Here is an 18,939-nt window from a genome sequence, read left to right on the forward strand (position 1 = left end):
CGCTCAAGGACCAAGGCGTGCTCACCGAAGAGGAGTTCGCCGCGCAGAAGGCACGGATCCTCGGCGGCTGACCCGGGGCGGCTGCCGGTCCGGCCGAAGCCCGGGAGGCACAGTGAACAGGTGGAAACCGCTGATCGTCCTCGGGACGGCGCAGTTCCTGATGGTGCTCGACGCCTCGGTGATGAACGTGTCGATCAGCCAGCTGGTCGCGGACTTCCACACCGAAGTCACCACCATCCAGGCCGTCATCACCCTCTACACACTGGTGATGGCGGCCTTCATGCTGACCGGCGGCAAGATCGGCGACATGATCGGCCGCCGCCGGGTCTTCGTCATCGGCCTGATCGTCTACGGCATCGGCTCCGGACTGACCGCGCTGGCCCCGACGGTCGGCGTGCTCGCGCTCGGCTGGTCGGTGATCGAAGGGCTGGGCGCCGCGCTGGTGCTGCCCGCGCTAGCCGCCCTGGCGGCCGGCTCCTACCGGGGACGCGAACGGGCCGTCGCCTACGGGGTGATCGGCGGCCTGGCCGGCGCCGGCATCGCCGTCGGCCCGCTGCTCGGCGGCTGGGTCACCACCTACCTGACCTGGCGGCTGGTGTTCGCGGGCGAAGTGCTGCTGGTGGTGGCGATCCTGGCGGTGATGCGCTGGATCCCGCCGCAGCCCGCACCGGCCGACCGGCCCGCACTCGACGTGCTCGGCGCCGCGCTCTCCGCTGCCGGGCTGGCCCTGGTGGTGCTGGCCGTCCTGCAGAGCGGCAGTTGGGGCTGGGTGCAGCCCCGGAACCCGCCGTTCACCGTCCTCGGCTTCGCGCCCACGCTGTTCGCCGTCGGGCTCGGCGCCGCGGTGCTGTACCTGTTCTGCGTCCACGAGCGGCACCGCGAACGGCGGGGCGGGACACCGCTGGTGTCGCTGGACCTGTTCGGCAACCGGCCGCTGCGCTCGGGCCTGGTGACGCTGTTCAACCAGAACACCGTCCTGCTCGGCCTGTTCTTCGTCATCCCGCTGTACCTGCAGGTGGTGCAGGGGCTGGACGCGTTCCAGACCGGCCTGCGGCTGCTGCCGGTGTCCGCGACGATGCTCGCCACCTCGATGTGCGGCTCGCTGCTGCTGCGCTTCGCCTCCGCCCGGACGATCGTCCGGATCGGCCTGCTGGTGCTGCTCGCCGCCACGTTGTGGCTGATCACCGCGATCGGGCCGCAGCTGGAGGGCGGCGCGTTCGCCGGCTCGATGGCGCTGCTCGGCATCGGCCTCGGCCTGCTCGCCTCGCAGTTGGGCAACACCGTGCAGTCCAGCGTGCGGACGGAGGAGCGCAGCGAGGCCGGCGGCCTGCAGTACACCGCGCAGAACCTCGGCTCCTCGCTGGGCACCGCGCTGATCGGCGCGCTGCTGATCGGCGCCCTCGCCGCCTCCGTCACCGCCAAGATCGAGAGCGATCCGCGGGTGAGCGCCGCCGTCGCCCAGGAGGTCGGCACGCACGTGTCGGCGGGGATCTCCTTCGTCCCCGCCGACCAGGTCTCCGCCGCGCTCGCCGCCCGGTCGGACGTGCCGCCGCAGGAGGCCGCCGCCCTCGTCGAGCACTACCGGGACGCGCAGATCCAGGGCCTCAAGTCCGCCGTCCTCGCCTGCACGGTGATCACCGGCGGCGCGCTGCTGTTCACCCGCCACCTGCCCGCCGAGCGGGCCGCGCCCCGGCCGCCGGAGTGAGCCCGCGCGCGGGCCTCAGCGGCGGCGGGCGAAGCGCCAGGCCCCCTGCTGGGCGAGCAGGGTGAGCAGGCCCGCCAGCACGATCCCGCCCAGGTTCAGCGCCAACTGCACGGCGGAGCCCCAGCCCTGCGCGTACTCGCCGTAGGCGACGGCCACCGCGGCGTTGGCGGCGGCCGGCACGGTGGTGACCGAGATCGCCACCCCGACCAGCGCGGACGCCTTGGCCGAGGTCAGCGACAGCAGGCCCGCGACGCCCGCCAGGAAGGCGACCACGAACGACATGGCGTCCGGCTGCCAGATGAACGAGGTGTTGGGGCGGGCCGCCGCGAACTTGGCATCGCTGAACAGGCCGAGGGCGTCCATCAGCAGCGCGAAGCCCACGGTGAGGACCATCGCCACGGTGAACCCGACCACCAGGGCCAGCAGGGAGCGGGCCGCGGGGCGGGCCCGGCGCTGCACCACGGCCACGCACAGGCCGGCGAGCGGGCCGAACTCCGGGCCGACGGCCATCGCGCCGACCACCAGGATCGCGCTGTCCAGGACGGCGCCGCAGGCCGCCAGCATGGTGGCGACGGTCAGCAGGGCGAGGAACACCCAGCTGAGCGTGGACTCCTCGTGGACGATCCCGGAGACCTCCTCCCACACCAGCGCGTCCACGCCCTCGCCCGGGGCCCGCTCCTCCGCCTCCTCGGCGGTCCGCGAAATGGTCAGCCCCGCCTCGTCCATGACGATCGCCCCGCGCTCGGCCAGGCCCAACGCCCGCAGCTCGCCGAGGAGTTCATCGGCCGCCTCGCGGGCCACGTCGCACAGCACCAGATCGCCGGGCGGCCGGACCGCCCCACCCGGCAGCACCGCGACGTGCGCGACGCCGACGCAGGCGTCGAGCCGGTCGAGCACCTGCCCGCGCAGATCGGCGGGAACGATGAGTCGCAGCTGAAGCAAGGAGTCCTCCGGAACGGTCGTACGATCCGTCAAACCTTAGGACGGAGAGCCGTAGCGCGAGGCCAGGGCGCGGACGGTGGCGGCGAGGCGGTCGCGGAGCGCGGGCGGCTCCAGGACCTCGACGTCGGTGCCGAGGCGGAGGAACTCGCCGTGGGCGTGGTCGATCGACTCGATCGGGACCCGGGCCCGCGTCCAGCCCTCCGCGGCGGGTGGGACGCCGAGGCGGCGGGCGCCCTCCGGGGTGAGACGGACCAGGGCGTGGCCGGTGTGCAGGCGGGCGTGGAAGCCGGCCAGCTCGCGGGACCAGTGCGCGGCCAGCGAGAAGTCCTCGGGGACGGTGAACTCCTCCTCCAGGGCCGTGAGTTCGAGGATCTGGTCGACCCGGTAGGTGCGCAGGCCGGAGGGCCCGTCGGCGACCAGGTACCAGCGGCCGGCCTTCAGCACCAGCCCGTACGGCCGGACCTGACGGGTGATCTCCTCCGGGGCCCGCCAGCGGCGGTAGCGCAACCGCACCGTGCGCCGCGCCCACACCGCGTCGGCGACGGCCGTCAGGTGCGGGGTGTCGTCGGCGTCGGCGTACCAGCCGGGGGCGTCGAGCAGGAAGCGCTGCTGGATCCGGTCGGCGTGCGCGCGCAGCTCCGCCGGGAGCGCGGCGCGGAGCTTGAGCCGGGCCGTGGCGAGGGCCCCGCCCAGGCCCAGGTCGGCGGCGGTGCCGGGCAGCGCGGCGAGGAACGCGGCCTGCGCCTCCTCCGCCGTCAGCCCGGTCAGGCGCGTCCGGTACCCGTCGACCAGCCGGTAGCCGCCCGCGTGCCCCGCCTCGCCGTACAGCGGGACGCCGGCCGAGCCGAGCGCCTCGACGTCCCGGTACACGGTGCGGACGGAGACCTCCAGCTCCTCCGCGAGCTGACCGGCCGTCATCCGGCCGCGGTTCTGGAGCAGGAGCAGGAGGGTGACCAGGCGGCTCGCACGCATGCCGAGCAGTGTGCGGCACTCCACTGACAGCAGATGTCAGTGGAGCGGCCCTAACCTGCGGCGCATGAACGACTTCGACTTCCTGCACGGCACCTGGCAGGTGGCCAACCGCCGCCTCACCACCCCGCTCGCCGAGACGGCCGGCGGTCGCTGGGAGGAGTTCCCCGGCCACTCCGAGGTCCGGCCGCTGTTCGGCGGCGCCGGCAACATCGACGAGATCACCTTCCCCACCCTCGGCCGGCAGGGCGCGACGCTGCGGCTGTACGACCGGGAGACCCGGCAGTGGGCGATCCACTGGTCCGACAGCCGCACCGGCCGGCTCGACCCGCCCGTGACCGGCGGCTTCACCGGCGACCGCGGCGACTTCCACGGCGAGGACCGGTACGACGGCCGCCCGATCCGGGTGCACTTCACCTGGCACCGCCTCGGGCCCGACCGCGCCCGCTGGGAACAGGAGTTCTCCGCCGACGGCGGCCGGACCTGGGAACTCAACTGGGTCATGGACCTCACCCGCACCGCCGGGCCCGCCGAGGCCGCCGCGTGAGCATCGTCGAACTGCGCCAGTACACCCTGCACCCCGGCGCCCGAGAGACCCTGATCGAGCTGTTCGAGCGCGAGTTCGTCACCGGACAGCAGGACGCGGGCATCACGGTCGGCGGGCGCTTCCGCGACCTCGACGACCCCGACCGCTTCGTCTGGCTACGCGCCTTCCCCGACCTGACGCACCGTCGGCGCGCCCTGGAGGCGTTCTACACCGGCCCGGTCTGGCGGGCGCACCGCGAGGCCGCCAACGCCACGATGCTCGACAGCGACGACGTCCTGCTGCTGCGCGGACCCGGCTACCCGCTGCCGCCCGACGCCCGCGAGGTGGGCGCGACGATCTGCGTCCCCCCGGACGCCGGCGCCTTCGACGCCTACGCGGACCGGCACCTGAACCGCGGGCACGCCCTCCACCGCACCGAACACGCCGTCAACGACTTCCCCCGACTGCCCGTCCGCACCGGCCTCGACGCCCGGGTCTGGTTCGGCCCGGCCGAGCCGCCCCCGTGGCCCGTGCTCCAGCACCTGCGGCTGGAACCCGTGCGGACCGGCTGAGGAGGCGGACCCTGACGGCCGCTCAGGCCCCGGTCTGCGGAACGCCGCTGTAGGCCGGGGCGAAGAACACCAGCGCCACCAGGTCCTCGGCGATGTCGTGGAAGCGGTGCGCCTCCATCGCCGGGACGAACAGCGCCGTGCCCGGCCCGACCTCCACCGTCCGGCCGCCGGAGGTGAAGCGCCCCCGACCCTGCGTCACCACGTACACCTCGTCCTCACGGTGCGGCGACTGCCCGTCCGCCGACCCGGCCGGCAGCGAGTAGGTGCCGAAACTCAGCGCGGGCACCCGCAGTTGCTCCAAGTACTCGGCCCCGCCGTCCGCCCCCGGCCGGAACCGCCCGCTGTCGATGATCTCCACAGGGCCCGATCCTGGCACGCCGGACCGCCCCGGCCAAGGGGTCAGCCGAGGGTGCGGAAGGCGGCGGGGACGGGGAGGGTGCTCCAGCGGGGGAGGGGCCACAGGACCAGGCGGGCGCGGCCGACGACGTTCTCGGTCGGGACGAAGCCGCCGCCCGGGTTGTGGAGCAGCTGGTAGCGGGAGTCCGCGGAGTCGTTGCGGTGGTCGCCCATCACCCACAGGTGGCCGGGCGGGACGGTGACGGTGCCGACCGGGTAGTCGTCGCAGGGCGTCGCGCCCGGGAAGAGGTAGGGCTCGTCGAGGGCGGTGCCGTTCACCGTCAGCGGGTGGCCGGCCCGGCAGTCGACGGTGTCACCGGCGACCGCGACGACCCGCTTGATCAGGTCCTTCTCGTTCGCGGACGGGGCGAGGCCGACCCAGCTCAACGCCGTCTGCACGCCGCCGAGGACGCCCCCGCCGCCGCCCGGGGCCTCGCCGAGCCAGCCGCCCGGATCGCGGAACACCACCACCTCGCCCCGCTCCGGCGTGTCCCCCAGCCACGGGCTGAACTTGTCGACCACGACCCGGTCGTCCTTCTTCAGGGTGTTCATCATCGAGCCGGACGGGATGACGAACACCTGGAACACGAAGGTCTTCAGCACGAACGCCAGCACCAGCGCCACCGCCGCGGGCACCAGCAGCCCCCGCCACGCCGGACGGCGGCGGTCCGGCCGCCGCTCCGCGGACGTCAGCGCCCGCAGCCTGGCAGAGGTGGCGGTGAGCAGCGCGGCACGGTGCGACAACGGACGATCCTTCCCCCGGAGGCCGGCGGTCCGTCCGATCCGCGGATCCGGCCGCGCGCCATCGTACGGGTACGGCCCGTCGGGCGGACGTAAGAGCGGGTGTCGTCGGAAGGCGATAGCTTGCGGCAACTCCCGTGACACGACAGGAAAGAGGGACACACTGTGACGACCGACAAGGCCACCGGCGAGTGGGACGCCGCGCTGGCCGGCGCCTTCGCGGCCCTGCTCGCCGACGCGCCGGCCGGGGACCTCGCCGCCACCGGATTCGCGGTGTTCCACGCCTCGGACACCCTCGACGAGTTCCTGTTCCCCAACTCCTGGGCCACCGCCGACGCCCTCGCCGACGGCGAGGCCGGCCACCTGCCCGACCCGGACGGCCCGCACCCGTTCTCGCCGTGGAACTGGCAGTTCGACCTCGCTCGCTCGCTGTTCCGCTTCGACCCCGACCTGCTGGCCGCCACCGGCCCGTGGGGCGCGGACGGACACAAGGGACCCCGCCCGTTCGACGAGGCCTTCGTCGCGGACCTGCGGGCCGTCGCCGCCACCGACGAGGCCGACGGCGCGGTGGTGCGCGGCGCGCAACTCGCGCCGTTGCTGCGCCGGCACGGCGTCGACCTGACCGGCAAGGCCTGCAAGAAGCTCAACTACTGGCTGACCGTCGTGCTGCGGGTCGCCACCGACGGCACCCTGCACGACGCGATGCGGGCCGCCACCTTCACCGAGCGCGGCCCCGAACACCTGGTCACCGCCCACGACTTCGGCGGCCGCCCGGTCGCCGCCGAGCCCTGGGAGGAGCGGCTGCGCACCGTCGCGCACCCCGCGCTCCGCGACCACCTGCGGATGCTCTGCCGCTCCGAGGCCGACGCGCGCAGCGAGGGCGGCCACTACAGCGGCGCCGAGCACTGGTCGTGGAGCGACGTCACCGACGCGGTCGGCGGCACGCTCGTCGCGGCCTGGGGCTTCGGCGAGTCCCAGGCCGGCACCGCCGTCGTCCGGCTGCCCGACTGACAGGACGCCAGGGAAAGCCCCAGGACCGCGTGAAGGGGCGGGTGTGCCGCGGCCTGTCCCCCAACCGGCCGCGGCACACCCGCCCCTGTGTTACTGCACCCCGCGGCTAGACGCGCTGCCAGAGGGCGGGGACCACGTCCGGCGTCCAGGTGCTCTGCGACAGGTGCGCCTGCAGGCAGCGGTAGCTGACGCCGTTGTAGGTGACGGTGTCACCCACGTTGTAGTTGACGCCGGCCGCCCAGGTGGTGCCGCCGCTGCCGCCGCCGTTCACCACCAGGGTGAAGGTGGTGGCGTGGGTGGCCGAGGCGCCGGTGCCGGTCACGGTGATCGAGTACGTCCCGGCCGGGGTGGACGCGGAGGTGCTGACCGTCATCGAGGAGCTGCCGCCGCTGGAGACGGTGGACGGGCTGAACGAGACGCTCGCACCCGACGGCGCGCCGCTCGCGGTCAGCGACAGGCTCTGCGCCGAGCCGGAGGTGGTGGCGGTGGAGACCGTCGCGGTCGCCGCCGAGCCGGCCTGGACGGTGCCGGTGGCCGGGTTCACCGAGACGCTGAAGTCGTTCGCGGGCACCGTGGTGCCGGAGACCGAGGTCTTCCAGATCGCGTACGCCACGCCGTCGGCGTTGCGGTTCAGCACCGTCGCGTCGACGTTGGAGGTGGTGTCGCAGGACGAGTGGTAGCAGGAGTCGTACGAACGGCCCGCCGTGCCGCCCCACTTGCTGGCCTGCGAGGTGGTCTTGACCGCGTCCGCGCCGGCCGCGTAGCCCGAGGTCGGGATGCCGCCCTGCTGGAAGGAGTAGTCGTCGGAACGGCCCTGGCCCTCGACGTTCTCCTCCGGCTGGAGGTTCAGCGAGTCCCAGTACGCCTTCAGCGGGGCCGCGGTGGCCGAGTTGACGTTGTTGATGAAGTAGCCGGCGTTGGGGGAGCCGACCATGTCGAAGTTGTAGTAGCCCTTGATCGCCGCACGCTGGGTCGAGGACAGCTGGCCGACGTAGTACGCCGAACCCTGCATGCCCTGCTCCTCACCCGCCCACCAGGCGAACCGGACGTGCCGGCTCATGGACGGGTTCTGCTGCGCCAGCACGAGCGCGTTCTCCAGCAGCACCGCGGAACCGGAGCCGTTGTCGTTGATGCCCGGGCCGGCCGAGACCGAGTCCAGGTGCGCGCCGAACATGGTGACCTGGTCCGACGGGCCGCCCGGCCAGTCCGCGATCAGGTTGTTCGAGGTGTACGAGCAGGAGGTGCAGGTCTGCTCGGAGACCTGGTAGCCCGCCGCCTGCAGCTTGCCCTTGACGTACGCCAGCGACTGCGAGTAACCCGCGGTGCCCGCACGGCGGTTGCCGCCGTTCTGCTGCGCGATCGTGTACAGCTGGCTCAGGTGCGCCTGCACGTTGGCCACGTTGATGTCCGGGGCCGAGCCGCCCGGGTTGCCGCCGCCGCCCACCGTCAGCTGGTACTGCGCGGTGTGGGTGGCCGGCCCGCTGCCGGTGACGGTCAGGGTGTAGGTGCCCGCCGGGGTGTTCGCGCCGACGCCGATGTTCAGCGTCGCCGAGCCGCCGGACTGCACGGTCGACGGCGAGACCGTCGCGGTGGTGCCGGACGGGGCGCCGCTGACCGACAGCGAGACGTTGGCCGCCGGGCCCGAGACGATCGCGGTCGACACCGTCGCCGTGGTCGACGCGCCCGCCTGGACGGTGCCCGCGGACGGGTTCAGCGCCAGCGAGTAGTCACTGGTCGGGGTGCCCGTGCAGGTCGGGTCGCCGGCCTGGGCCGGCACGCTGACGGCGTCCCACGCGGCCTTGGTGCGGTTGAAGAAGTTGCAGGTGGCGTCCAGGTTCTTGGCCGCCGTCAGGGTCGCCGTGCGGTACTTCTTGTACGTCATGCCGCTGGTCTTCAGCAGCATGCCGCCGTAGAACACCCGGCCCGCGTCGCGGATGCCGATGCCGGTCACCGAGGACGAGTTGCAGGTCGGGCTGGACGGCTTGCCGCCGCCCGGGTTCGAGCCCTCCGCCAGCAGGTAGAACCAGTGGTTCAGCGGGCCGGCCGCCGCGTGCTCCTCGGTGTTCGGGATCGACGCCGAGTAGCAGTTCGGGTTGCCGGAGACCTGGGAGGGGTTGTACATCACCCGGATCGGGCCCTGCCCGACCAGGTTGATCATCTCGCCGACCGTGTAGTCCGGACTGTCGTACGGCGCCGGCTCGTTGGCGTACGCCTCGGTCAGCGCACCCATGATGTCGCCGGTCGCCTCGCCCAGGCCCGCCTCGTTGTTCGCGCCGCCCGGCGTGTACTGGTCCAGGCCGTGGCCGAACTCGTGGCCCACCACGTCGATCGCGGCGATCCACTCGTTCGCCTGGCTGTGGCCGATCGAGATGGTCGAGCCGTCCCAGTACGCGTTGACGTCGTTCAGGCCGACCTTGACCGGCCAGCTGCCGCCGTTGCCGTTGTGGCCGTTGCGGCCCAGCCAGTCGCGGAGCATGTCCCACTCCTTCTGCGCCGCGAACATCGCGTCGGCGCAGCCGGTCTCCTTCGAGGTCGCGGCACCCGTGCCCCAGGAGTCGGAGGACTTGCTGAAGACCTGACCGGTCGAGTAGTCCGAACACTGCAGGCCCGGACGGCTCGGGTCGCGCAGCGAGTACGAACTGCCCGAGCCGGTGGTCGAGATGGTCAGACCCGCCGGGCCGTTCCACTTGCTGTTGATGGTGCCGGCCTTGACGTCGTCGTAGCTGTCGGCGACCTCGCCGGTGATCGCGTCGACGAACACGTGCAGGTGGCTCGGGCGGCCCTCGGCCGAACCCGACAGCACCGACTCCCAGGCCAGCCGCGAGGTGCCGTCCTTGACCCGGACCACCAGGCGCGGCGCCTCCGCCGAGTCCACCTTCGCCAGCTTCGTCCGCGCCGCCGACTCCGCGGCCGCCGCGCTCACCTTCGCCTTCGTCGGCACCCCGACCGGGCCCGAGGCCGCGTTCTGCACCGCCCGGACCTTGCCCTGGCCGTCGGCGAGCACCACCGCGTCGCCGCCGACCACCGGCAGGCCCCGGTAACTGCGCTGGTACGACACCGAGTACAGGCCGCCGAGGAAGGGGGTGACGGACTGCCGCTCGTACGACTCGTCAGGACCCTTGGCCAGCGCGTCCAGTCCGGCCGAGGCGGCCAGATCCGCCGCCGAGACCGCCGCGGCCAGCGGCGTCGGCGCGAGCGGAGCGGGCGTGGGGGCGGCGGACGCCTGACCGGCGAAACCACCCAGCATGCCGCCCAGCACGGCCAGGGTGGTGCCGGCGGTCAGCAATCTGCGTTTCATCAGAGCTCCAAATGGTGTGGGGGTGCCCCGAGTGAGGGGTGCCACGGGTGTGGGGGTGCCCGGAACCCTCACACCCTCGCCATGCCACGGTCAACGGACCTGACAGGGCACACCAAGGGCTGGCAAGTTCCGTCAAATACCGCGACGCCGCACCCAGTTGGCAAAGAACAGGTACAGACCACGCCATGTACGCGGCCCCGGTCGGTTCGGTACGGTCTCGATACCGCCCCCGCACGGGCGGACGCAGCAGAACCTTCGGGGAGGTGGCGGCGGATGCTGGGCGCAACCGAACCGGTCGCGGCACCGGACAGCGGAAGCTGGCAGGAATTCGGCGCACTCCTGCGCCACTGGCGCCGCCAGGCCGGCTGGACCCAGGCCCAACTCGGCGCCGCCGTCGGCTACGACCACACCGCCGTCAGCCGACTCGAACACGGCGCCCGCCGCGCCACCCCCCGGCTCGTCCGCCGCCTCGACGAACTCCTCTCCGCCAGCGGCGAACTGACCCGCTGCTACGGGCGCGCCGAAACCGCCGAGGCCGAGCGACCCGCCCTCCCCGCCCACCTGCTGCGCCCCCGCTGCCGCCCGGCGACACCACGACACCCCTGGTCGTCGCCGACCAGTGCCCCACCCGGCTCCCGCACTACGACCTCCAGTGCCCGCTGCACGGCGCCGCCGGCTGCGAACTCCCGCCCCCCGAGGTCGCACTGGCCCTGCACGCCGCGTTCTGCGCCGACCTCGCCGGGCCGCTCGACACCGACACCGTGCACGCCCTCACCGCCGTCCTCGGCGCCCAACTCCACAGCGCGGAAAGGGCGATGGGCGAACGCGGACCCGGCGCCGTGATCGAGGCGACGCTGCGCGCCGTGGTCGCCCGGCTCGCCGACGCCCCCGCCCGGCACCGCCGGGTGCTCGCCCGGCTCGCCGCCGAACACGCCCACGCCGCGGGCAGCCTGCGCCTGCACGGCGGACGGCCCGCCACCGCGATGTCCTGCTTCGACCGCGCCGTCGGCTGGGCCGCGCTGGCGGGCGACCCCACCACCCAGGTCGCCGCGCTCAGCGACATGGCCGTCCTCGGACTCCTCGACGACGACCCCGCCTCCTCCCGCGACTACGCCCGCGAGATCCGGCACGCCGCACCCGGACACCACTGGTCCGGCGCGCTCTCCCAGATCGGCGAGGCCCGGGCCACCGCGCTGGCCGGCGACGTCCGCGCCACCGTCCGCCACCTCGGCCGGGCCCGCCACCACCTCGAACGGCCCGAGGACGCCTCCGGCCTGGTCTCCTGGCTCGCCCCGCCCGCCCTCCGGATGCGGGTCGAATCCGGCTCCGCCGCCGCCCTGCGCGACCTCGCCGCGGCGAGCGGCGACCCCCGCCTCGCCCGCCGCGCGCTGGCCGCCGCGCACACCGCGCTCGGCCTGCTCGGCACCGGCGAACTCCCTTCCGCCCGCGCCATGCTGACGGTCCGGATCGCCGACTGCCACCTCTGCCAGGACGACCCGCACACCGCCGTCGCCACCCTCACCCCCCTGCTCGACACCCCGCCGGGCGCCCTCCCCGCCCTGGTCCGCCACGAACTCCGCGGCCTGCGCGCCCGCCTCACCGCCGGAGCCCCCCGCTGGGGCCCCACCGCCACCGAAACGGCGGCCCGCCTGGCCGCAGCCATCTGACCCGGCGCCGGCGGGGTTCCGCCTGAGGTGTGACGTCCTTCGGGGCGGCGACTATGATTTTTTGATCACCGAATCCCGAGGGGGAGCAGCCGTGGGTGCAGCAGACGATCGTGAGCTGGACGGTCCGGAGATCTCGGACGAGGAACTGCTGGATGTGGCGGACAACCCGGCGCAGGCGGCGGAGTTGCACCGGGCGTTGCGGACGATCGCCAAGACGGACAGTGTCGGGCCGGAGTTGCAGCAGATGGCCCGGGAGGTGCTCAGCGGGCGGATCGGGATGAAGGACGTGGTGGAGTCGGACCGGTACCTCTCGGCGATCGGGGCGCGGCTCGGGGAGATGCGGACCGCGGCGGAGAACCTCTCGCCGGAGGAGCGGGCGGCGTCGGAGAAGCGGGCGCAGAAGCTGCGCGAGCAGGCCGAGGCGGAGTACGGGCCGGACGAGCCGGAGGAGTGGGAGCGTCCGCGCGACGGGCGCTGACGCTCCGACAGGGAACCGTCAGGCGGGTCGGAGGGCCGAGTCGACGGTCGCTTCGAGTGCGGAGAGCGCCTCCGCGGAGGAGAAGCGGCCCGACTCGACCTGGTCGCCCGCGGCGAGGATCAGCGTGTAGACGCTGGTGACCAGCCAGTGGGCGGGCAGGTCGGTGCGGAAGGCGCCCTCGTCCTGGCCGCGGGTGATCAGCTGCTCGACGGCGGCGAGGACGTCGGTGTGGCGTTCCTCGACGGTCTCCGAGGGCAGTGCGCGCCGGGCGGCGTGCAGCATCCGCAGGTTGCGGTCGAGCAGGTGCCAGGACGAGCGGAGCAGGGTGCGCAGGGCCCGGTCGGCCGGGGAGCGGTCGAGGTGCTGGGCGGCGACGGCGGCGGCGACCTCGCGGAGCGCACGGTCCATCAGTTCGCCGAGCAGCGCCTCCCGGGACGGGAAGTGGGCGTAGAGGGTGACCCGGCCGACGCCCGCCGCGGAGGCGATCTCGGTCATGCTGGCCTGCGGGTCGCGGGCGAAGCACCCGGCGGCGGCGGCCAGGATCGCGGCGGTGTTGCGTTCGGCGTCGGCCCGGCGGGGCTGGCCGGAGCCGGCCCGCCGGGTGGGCGCGGCGGCGCGCTGGTCGGATTCCATGCCCGGAGTCTAGGCAGCGCCGCCCGGCTCAGTGCGCGTGCATCCCGGCCGGGCGTTCGGCCCGGCCCGGCGGGACCAGGACGGGCGCGAGCGCGGCCGTCAGCAGCGCGACCCCGGCGAGCACCAGGTGCGCGGCCCGGAAGCCCTCCGGGGAGTGCGCGGTGATGCCGGGCGCGGCGACAGTGGACACCACCGCGATGCCGATCGCCCCGCCGACCTCGTGGAAGGTGTTGACCACCCCGGAGGCCACACCCGCCTCCCGGTGCGGGACGAACCCGAGCGCGGTGGTGGTCGCGCAGACCAGCACCGGGACGACGCCGAACCCGGCGAGCGTCAGCCCCGCCACCGTCCAGCCCGGCCCGTCGGTGAACGCCAGCAGGACGCTGCCGCCCGCAGCGAGCAGCAGGCCCGCGGCGGCCACCGCCCGGACCCCGAGGTGCGCCAGCAGACGGCCCGTCAGGTGGGCGGCGACGGCGGTGCCCGCCGCCATCGGCAGCACCAGCGCGCCGGTGGCGAGCGCGGACAGCCGCCGGACGTCCTGGAGGTACAGCGAGCCGAGGAACACCAGGCCGAGCAGCAGCGCGGTGGCGACCAGCATCAGCAGCGACCCGGCGGCGACCGGGCGGCGGCCCAGCAGGCGCACGTCCATCAGCGGGGCCGCCGTCCGGCGCTCCACGGCGGCGAACAGGGCGTAGAGCAGCGCCGAGCCGAGCACCGGCAGCAGGACGCCGGCCGAACTCCAGCCGTCGTCACCGGCGTTGACCAGGCCGAGGATCAGCGCGCCGGTGGCGGCGGTGACCAGCAGCGCGCCCGGCAGGTCGATCCGCCCCGCCGCGGACGGCGTGGGGGACGGGAGCAGGGCGGGCAGGGCGGCGAGCACGCCGACGCCGACCGGCAGGTTGACGAAGAACACCCAGTGCCAGCCCGGGCCCGCCGTGAGCAGCCCGCCGAGCATCGCGCCGGCCGCGAAGCCGATCCCGCCGAGCATCGCCCACACGCCGAGCGCCCGGGTGCGCTCCGGCCCGTCGAAGGCCCGGGTGAGCGCGGCCAGCGCGGCCGGGGAGACCAGCGCCGCGCCCACCCCCTGCGCGGAGCGCGCGGCCAGCAGGACGCCGGGCCCGTCGGCGAGGCCGCCCGCCAACGAGGCCGCGGTGAACAGGACCAGACCGGCCGTCAGGATCCGGCGCGCCCCGTACGCGTCGGCCAGCCGCCCGCCGAGCAGCATCAGCCCGCCGAAGCAGAGCGTGTACGCGGTGACCGCCCAGGTCAGCGCCGAGCGGCCGAGGTGCAGGTCGGCGCCGATCGAGGGCAGCGCCACGTTGATCACCGTGACGTCGACGATCAGCATGAACTGGGCCAGGCAGAGCACCCCGAGCAGCAGCCGGCGGCCCGGGGCGGGGCGGCCCGGTGGGCGGAAGGCGGGTGGTGTGCGGTGCCGTGCATGGGCGCCCCCGATAACTCGAACAGTGATGTACGGGTTAAGGGATACCGGAAAACCTCGAACTTGAACAGTGCTGTTCGAGTTCGAGGTTCGGGGGCGGGGGTGGGAATGGGGGAGCCGGGAGCGCCCGGCGGCGCCGTTCGGAGGCCCGGAGGGTGACGGGGCGTCAGGGGTGCTGGTCGAGAACGCCGTTGACGACGGTGTGCAGGTGGCGGCGGAAACGCTCGAGAACCGGCAGGTCGAGCGGGCCCAGGCGGCGGCCGGCCGGGTCGATCACGCCGGCCTGGCCGAAGGAGTGGGACGTCCAGACGATGGTGAACACCAGCATCTCGACGTCCACGCCCGCGCCGATGCCGGCCCGGGCCAGGACCTGCTGGACGGTGGTGGCGACCTCGGCGACCAGCGGGCCGGCGAACTCGGTCTCGATGTCCGACAGGTCGGAGCCCTCGGCCAGCCAGCGGCGCATCCACAGCGCCGGGACCTCGGGGTGGCTCAGGCAGAACGACAGGTAGGCGTCCACGAAGGCGAGCAGCGCCGCCCGGGTCTCCTCGGCGGACGGGCCGCAGGCGTGCAGCCGGCGGACCGCCTCGGTGACCACCTCGCGCTGCGCGAGGTGCGCGCGGCGCATCACCTCGCGGTACAGCTCCGGCTTGGCGCCGACGTGGTAGGCGACGGTGGCGATGTTCAGGCCGACCGCGTCGCCGATCGCCCGGGTGCTGGTGGCGTCGTACCCGCGCTCGGCGAACAGGCGGGTGGCCGTGGCCAGGATGCGTTCGCGGGGACCGTCCTCGGACCGGGTGCTCATGGCCCGAGGCTACCGGACGTGTCGTGCCGGTTTCAATCGTGTGACGGAGGCGGAAAAGCCAGGTCACAGAGCATTGCCCATTCCTCCATCATTCGATTGAATGAGCGCCTTCCGCAGAGAGGAGGGCCCGGCCATGGGCTCCACGAAGGTGGCGGTGATCGGCGCCGGCGCGGCCGGGCTCGCCACGGCCAAGGCGCTGCTCGACCAGGGTCTCGACGTCACCGTGCTGGAACGCGGCGACCGGGTCGGCGGCCTGTGGGCGGGCGACGACAGCGCCGGGGCGTCCCCCGCGTACGACAGCCTGCACCTGAACACCAGCAAGGGCCGCACCCAGTTCGCCGACCACCCGATGCCGGCGCACTGGCCCGACTACCCGTCCGCGGCCAGGGTGGCGGGCTACCTCGCCGAGTACGCCGAGCGGTTCGGCGTCACCGGGCGGATCCGGTTCCACGCCGCCGTCACCGCCGTCCGCCGCACCGAGGCGCGCTGGGCGGTGGAGACCGCGGACGGCGAGGTCGGCGGGTACGACGCCGTGGTGGTCGCCAACGGCCACAACCGCGACCCGAAGTGGCCCAGCCCCGGCTACCCCGGGCAGTTCGACGGCACCCAGCTGCACGCCCACGACCACCGCGACGCCGAGGCCTACCGGGGCCGGAAGGTGCTGGTCGTCGGCATGGGCAACTCCGCGATGGACATCGCCGTCGACGCCTCCTACGTGGCGGACGGGCCGGTGCTGCTGTCCGCCCGGCACGGCAGCCACATCGTGCCCAAGTACCTGTTCGGCCGCCCCGCCGACGCCACCGGCGGCGCGCTCGCCGTCCTGCCCTGGCGGATCCGGCAGGCCGTCGCGCAGACCGTGCTGCGGCTCGCCGTCGGCACCCCCGAGCGGTACGGGCTGCCGAAGCCGGCCGGCGGGCTGTTCCAGAACCACCCCACCATCAGCGACACCATCCTGCACCGGCTCACCCACGGCGAGGTCGAGGCCCGCCCCGGCATCGAACGGCTGGACGGCGACCGGGTGGTGTTCACCGACGGCACCGCCGACCGGGTCGACGTGATCGTCTGGGCCACCGGATACCACGTCACCATCCCGTTCCTGGACGCGCGCTGGACCGGCGACGACCCCGAGGCCATGCCGCTCTACCAGCGGGTGTTCCACCTCGACGACCCCACGCTGAGCTTCGTCGGCCTGATGCAGTCCACCGGCGCCGCGCTCCCCGTGGTCGAGGCCCAGGGCAAGCTGGTCGCCGCCCACCTGGCCGGCCGGTACGCGCTGCCCGCGCCCGCGGAGCAGCGCGCCCAGGTCCGCCGGGCGCACGCCGCCGCCGTCCGCCGCTGGGGCGCCAAGCGGCCCATGATGCGGATCGACTTCGACCAGTACACCGCCGCCGTGCCGCGCGAACTGCGGGCCGGCGCCCGCCGGGCCGGCCTCAACCCCACCACGAAGGCTGCGATATGACGATCCGACTGTTCGACCGCCGTCAGGACCCGCGCGGCCGCCGCGTCCTGATCACCGGCGCCTCCGGCACCATCGGCCGCTCCCTCGGCGAACGCCTCACCCGGGCCGGCGCCCACGTCGTCGGCCTCGACCTGCGCCCCACCGGCGACGAACCGTTCACCGTCCTCCGGTGCGACCTCACCGACGACACCAGCGTCACCACCGCCGTCGCCGAAGCCCTCGACACCCTCGGCGGCCTCGACATCCTGGTCAACAACGCCGGCATCGGCGGGCCCGCCCCCGCCGAACTCGCCCCCGGCGACGAAGTCCGCCGCCAGCTGGAGATCAACCTGCTCGGCACCTGGCGCACCACCGCCGCCTGCGTCGACGCGCTGGTCGCCGCCCGCGGCCGGGTCGTCATGGTCACCTCCCGGATGGCCGTCATGCAGCTCCCGCTGGCCGCCGCCTACGGCGCCTCCAAGCGCGCCATGGTCGCCTACGCCGACGCGCTGCGCCTCGAACTCGCCACCCACGTCACCGTCAGCTGCGTCTACCCGTCCGCCGTGCGCAGCCCCATCCACGACTCCACCAAGGCCGCCGGACTCTCGCTGGACGGCATGAGCGTCTACGAGCCGCTCGAAGGCGTCGTCGACACCGTCGAACGCGCCGCGCTCGCCGTCCGGGCCCGCCGCGACCTGCCCACCACCCGCAAGGGCGCGATCGAGTTCTTCCTCGCCCGGCACCTGCCCGCCCTCACCGACCGGATCGTCCGGAAGACCCTCGCCGCGCGCGCCGCCGCCGGCTCCTTCGACGACGCCCCGCTCGCCGCCGGCGTCGCCGCCCGCCACCGGAGCACCCCGTGACGGACCCTCAGGCCCCGCCCCGGGCGGACCGCCGCACCCTCACCCGGTACGCCACCGGCTCCGTCGGCATGGGCGTCTGGGTCACCGTGCCCGGCCTGCTGCTGCTCTACTTCCTCACCGACGTGCTCGGCGTCCCCGCCGCGTTCGCCGGACTCGCCCTGCTGCTGCCCAAGATCGTCGACATCGTGGTGCACCCGCTGCTCGGCTCCCGCTCCGACCGGCAGGCCCGCACCCACGGCCACCGCCGCCGGATGATGCGCACCGGACTGCTGCTCGGCCCGGCGATGGCCGCCATGTTCACCGTCCCCGGCCAACTCACCGGCGTGCCCGCCGCGTTGTGGGTCGGAGGCTGGCTGGTCGCCGGCAACCTGCTGTTCGCCGCCTTCCAGGTGCCCTACCTCACCACCCCGTCCGACCTGCTCGTCGGCTACCACGAGCGGACCCGGGTCTTCATGTTCCGGATGGTGCTGCTGACGGTGGGTCTGCTCGGCGCCGGCGTCGCCGCACCCGCCCTCGCCGCCGGCGGCGGCCGCGCCGACTACACCCGGATGGCCCTGCTGCTGGCCGTCGCCATGACCGCCTCCGCCGCCGTCGCGCTGCGCGGCGTGCGCCGCCTCACCGACGCCTGCGGCTTCCGCCCGCCCGACCCGCGCGCCGGCCACTCCACCCTCGCCGACCTGCGGATCGCCGGCCGGGACCGCAACTTCCGCGCCCTGGTGCTGTCCTACCTGTTCACCGGCACCACCACCCACCTGTTCCTGGCCGCGCTGCCCTACGTCACCCAGTACCTGTTCCACAACGCCAAACTGACGGCGCTGTTCATGGGCCTGTTCCTCGCCCCCGCGATGTTCGCCGGACCCGGCTGGACGGCGTGGTCGCGGCGGATCGGAAAACAGCGCGGACTGCTGCTCTCCCAGGCCGTGTTCGCCGCCGGCTCGCTCGCCCTGCTGCCCGGCGCCCGGCTCGGCGGCGGCGCCGGCACCGCGCTCACCGCCGTCGTCGTGATGGCCATGGGCATCGCCTTCTCCGGCCTGCAACTGTTCGCGTTCTCCATGCTGTCCGACGCCGTCAACGCCGCCGACACCACCGGCGACGCCAAGGCCGGCGCCTACACCGGCGTGTGGACCGCCACCGAGGCCACCGGCACCGCCGTCGGCCCCTACCTGTACTCCGCCGCCCTCGCACTCGGCGGCTTCGTCTCCAGCACCGGCGGCCACACCGCCGCGCAGAGCGGCACCGCACTCGACGCCCTGCTGTTCGGCTTCACCGTGCTGCCCGCCGCCCTGATGGCCGTCGCCCTGTGGTTCCAGCGCCGCTGCACCCTGGACCGCACACCGTGACCGGCCCCGAGACCCTCGCGGTGGCGGCCGTCGCGCTCGGCGCGTTCGCGCAGGCCGCCACCGGCATGGGCTTCTCGCTGATCGCCGCCCCCGCGCTGATCGCCGCGCTCGGCC

General features: G+C 74.1%; 17 protein-coding genes and 1 pseudogene. 10 read left to right on the top strand and 8 right to left on the bottom strand.

The annotated features are described in order from the left end of the window. The first annotated feature begins 112 nt into the window (after positions 1-112). Entirely contained in the window at positions 113-1,705 is a 1,593-nt protein-coding gene (locus tag KCH_RS35375) for an MFS transporter (protein WP_035870145.1), read from the top strand. 15 nt (positions 1,706-1,720) lie between these two features. Here the strand turns inward: KCH_RS35375 and KCH_RS35380 are convergent, their stop codons facing one another. Both KCH_RS35380 and KCH_RS35385 read right to left on the bottom strand, forming a co-directional pair. After that, entirely contained in the window at positions 1,721-2,647 is a 927-nt protein-coding gene (locus KCH_RS35380) for a DUF389 domain-containing protein (protein WP_035870148.1), read from the bottom strand. Positions 2,648-2,683: 36 nt separating this feature from the next. Beyond that, complete coding sequence (locus KCH_RS35385) at positions 2,684-3,619, bottom strand: helix-turn-helix transcriptional regulator (protein ID WP_035870149.1); 936 nt, start codon at positions 3,617-3,619, stop codon at positions 2,684-2,686. A gap of 64 nt (positions 3,620-3,683) precedes the next feature. Between KCH_RS35385 and KCH_RS35390 the strand changes: the two genes are divergently transcribed. Continuing rightward, positions 3,684-4,163 carry a hypothetical protein gene (locus KCH_RS35390; RefSeq protein ID WP_035870152.1) on the top strand — a complete coding sequence of 160 codons (480 nt, stop codon included), beginning with the start codon at positions 3,684-3,686 and terminating at the stop codon, positions 4,161-4,163. Continuing rightward, positions 4,160-4,714, top strand: a complete 555-nt coding sequence (locus KCH_RS35395) for an NIPSNAP family protein (RefSeq protein WP_244305585.1) — start codon at positions 4,160-4,162, stop codon at positions 4,712-4,714. Before KCH_RS35390 ends, KCH_RS35395 begins: the two co-directional genes overlap by 4 nt. Before the next feature lie 22 nt (positions 4,715-4,736). Here KCH_RS35395 and KCH_RS35400 read toward each other — a convergent pair whose 3' ends face one another. Both KCH_RS35400 and lepB read right to left on the bottom strand, forming a co-directional pair. Beyond that, on the bottom strand, positions 4,737-5,072 hold the full coding sequence (locus tag KCH_RS35400) for a cupin domain-containing protein (protein ID WP_051653804.1): 336 nt from the start codon (positions 5,070-5,072) through the stop codon (positions 4,737-4,739). A gap of 41 nt (positions 5,073-5,113) precedes the next feature. Next, positions 5,114-5,854, bottom strand: coding sequence for a signal peptidase I (gene lepB / locus KCH_RS35405; RefSeq protein WP_051653805.1), 741 nt, complete (start codon positions 5,852-5,854; stop codon positions 5,114-5,116). Positions 5,855-6,016: 162 nt separating this feature from the next. Between lepB and KCH_RS35410 the strand changes: the two genes are divergently transcribed. Next, the gene (locus KCH_RS35410) at positions 6,017-6,862 is read left to right on the top strand and encodes a hypothetical protein (protein WP_035870154.1); all 846 of its coding nucleotides are present in this window, start codon (positions 6,017-6,019) and stop codon (positions 6,860-6,862) included. Positions 6,863-6,968: 106 nt separating this feature from the next. On the opposite strand, the gene KCH_RS35415 is transcribed toward KCH_RS35410, so the two are convergent. After that, positions 6,969-10,160: a M28 family peptidase gene (locus KCH_RS35415; protein ID WP_035870157.1), complete on the bottom strand. Its 3,192-nt coding sequence runs from the start codon at positions 10,158-10,160 to the stop codon at positions 6,969-6,971. Positions 10,161-10,241: 81 nt separating this feature from the next. Here KCH_RS35415 and KCH_RS47710 point away from each other — a divergent pair. From KCH_RS47710 to KCH_RS35425, 3 genes and pseudogenes are all read left to right on the top strand, one after another. After that, positions 10,242-10,631: pseudogene (locus tag KCH_RS47710) on the top strand (helix-turn-helix domain-containing protein); the annotation flags it as partial. Continuing rightward, positions 10,526-11,827 carry an NsdA family TPR-like regulatory protein gene (locus tag KCH_RS40585; protein WP_482793304.1) on the top strand — a complete coding sequence of 434 codons (1,302 nt, stop codon included), beginning with the start codon at positions 10,526-10,528 and terminating at the stop codon, positions 11,825-11,827. The pseudogene KCH_RS47710 and the gene KCH_RS40585, both read left to right, overlap by 106 nt. 91 nt (positions 11,828-11,918) lie before the next feature. Then, positions 11,919-12,305, top strand: a complete 387-nt coding sequence (locus KCH_RS35425) for a hypothetical protein (RefSeq protein WP_051653808.1) — start codon at positions 11,919-11,921, stop codon at positions 12,303-12,305. An 18-nt stretch (positions 12,306-12,323) separates the two neighbouring features. Here the strand turns inward: KCH_RS35425 and KCH_RS35430 are convergent, their stop codons facing one another. The 3 genes from KCH_RS35430 to KCH_RS35440 form a co-directional block, all read right to left on the bottom strand. Beyond that, positions 12,324-12,938, bottom strand: a complete 615-nt coding sequence (locus KCH_RS35430) for a TetR/AcrR family transcriptional regulator (protein WP_035870159.1) — start codon at positions 12,936-12,938, stop codon at positions 12,324-12,326. A gap of 28 nt (positions 12,939-12,966) precedes the next feature. Further along, a complete protein-coding gene (locus KCH_RS35435; RefSeq protein ID WP_035870161.1) occupies positions 12,967-14,307 on the bottom strand; it encodes an MFS transporter in 1,341 nt (446 codons plus the stop codon). A 238-nt stretch (positions 14,308-14,545) separates the two neighbouring features. Then, on the bottom strand, positions 14,546-15,184 hold the full coding sequence (locus KCH_RS35440; protein WP_035870163.1) for a TetR/AcrR family transcriptional regulator: 639 nt from the start codon (positions 15,182-15,184) through the stop codon (positions 14,546-14,548). A gap of 133 nt (positions 15,185-15,317) precedes the next feature. Here KCH_RS35440 and KCH_RS45630 point away from each other — a divergent pair, with 133 nt between their 5' ends. The 3 genes from KCH_RS45630 to KCH_RS35455 are packed head-to-tail and all read left to right on the top strand — an operon-like array spanning position 15,318 to position 18,825. Then, positions 15,318-16,643, top strand: coding sequence for a flavin-containing monooxygenase (locus tag KCH_RS45630; protein ID WP_035870166.1), 1,326 nt, complete (start codon positions 15,318-15,320; stop codon positions 16,641-16,643). Next, the gene (locus KCH_RS45635; protein ID WP_051653810.1) at positions 16,640-17,485 is read left to right on the top strand and encodes an SDR family NAD(P)-dependent oxidoreductase; all 846 of its coding nucleotides are present in this window, start codon (positions 16,640-16,642) and stop codon (positions 17,483-17,485) included. The genes KCH_RS45630 and KCH_RS45635 overlap by 4 nt, the downstream gene beginning before the upstream one ends. Beyond that, positions 17,482-18,825, top strand: coding sequence for an MFS transporter (locus KCH_RS35455; RefSeq protein ID WP_035870170.1), 1,344 nt, complete (start codon positions 17,482-17,484; stop codon positions 18,823-18,825). Before KCH_RS45635 ends, KCH_RS35455 begins: the two co-directional genes overlap by 4 nt. Positions 18,826-18,939 lie beyond the last annotated feature (114 nt).

Source organism: Kitasatospora cheerisanensis KCTC 2395, from assembly GCF_000696185.1.
Lineage (GTDB): Bacteria > Actinomycetota > Actinomycetes > Streptomycetales > Streptomycetaceae > Kitasatospora > Kitasatospora cheerisanensis.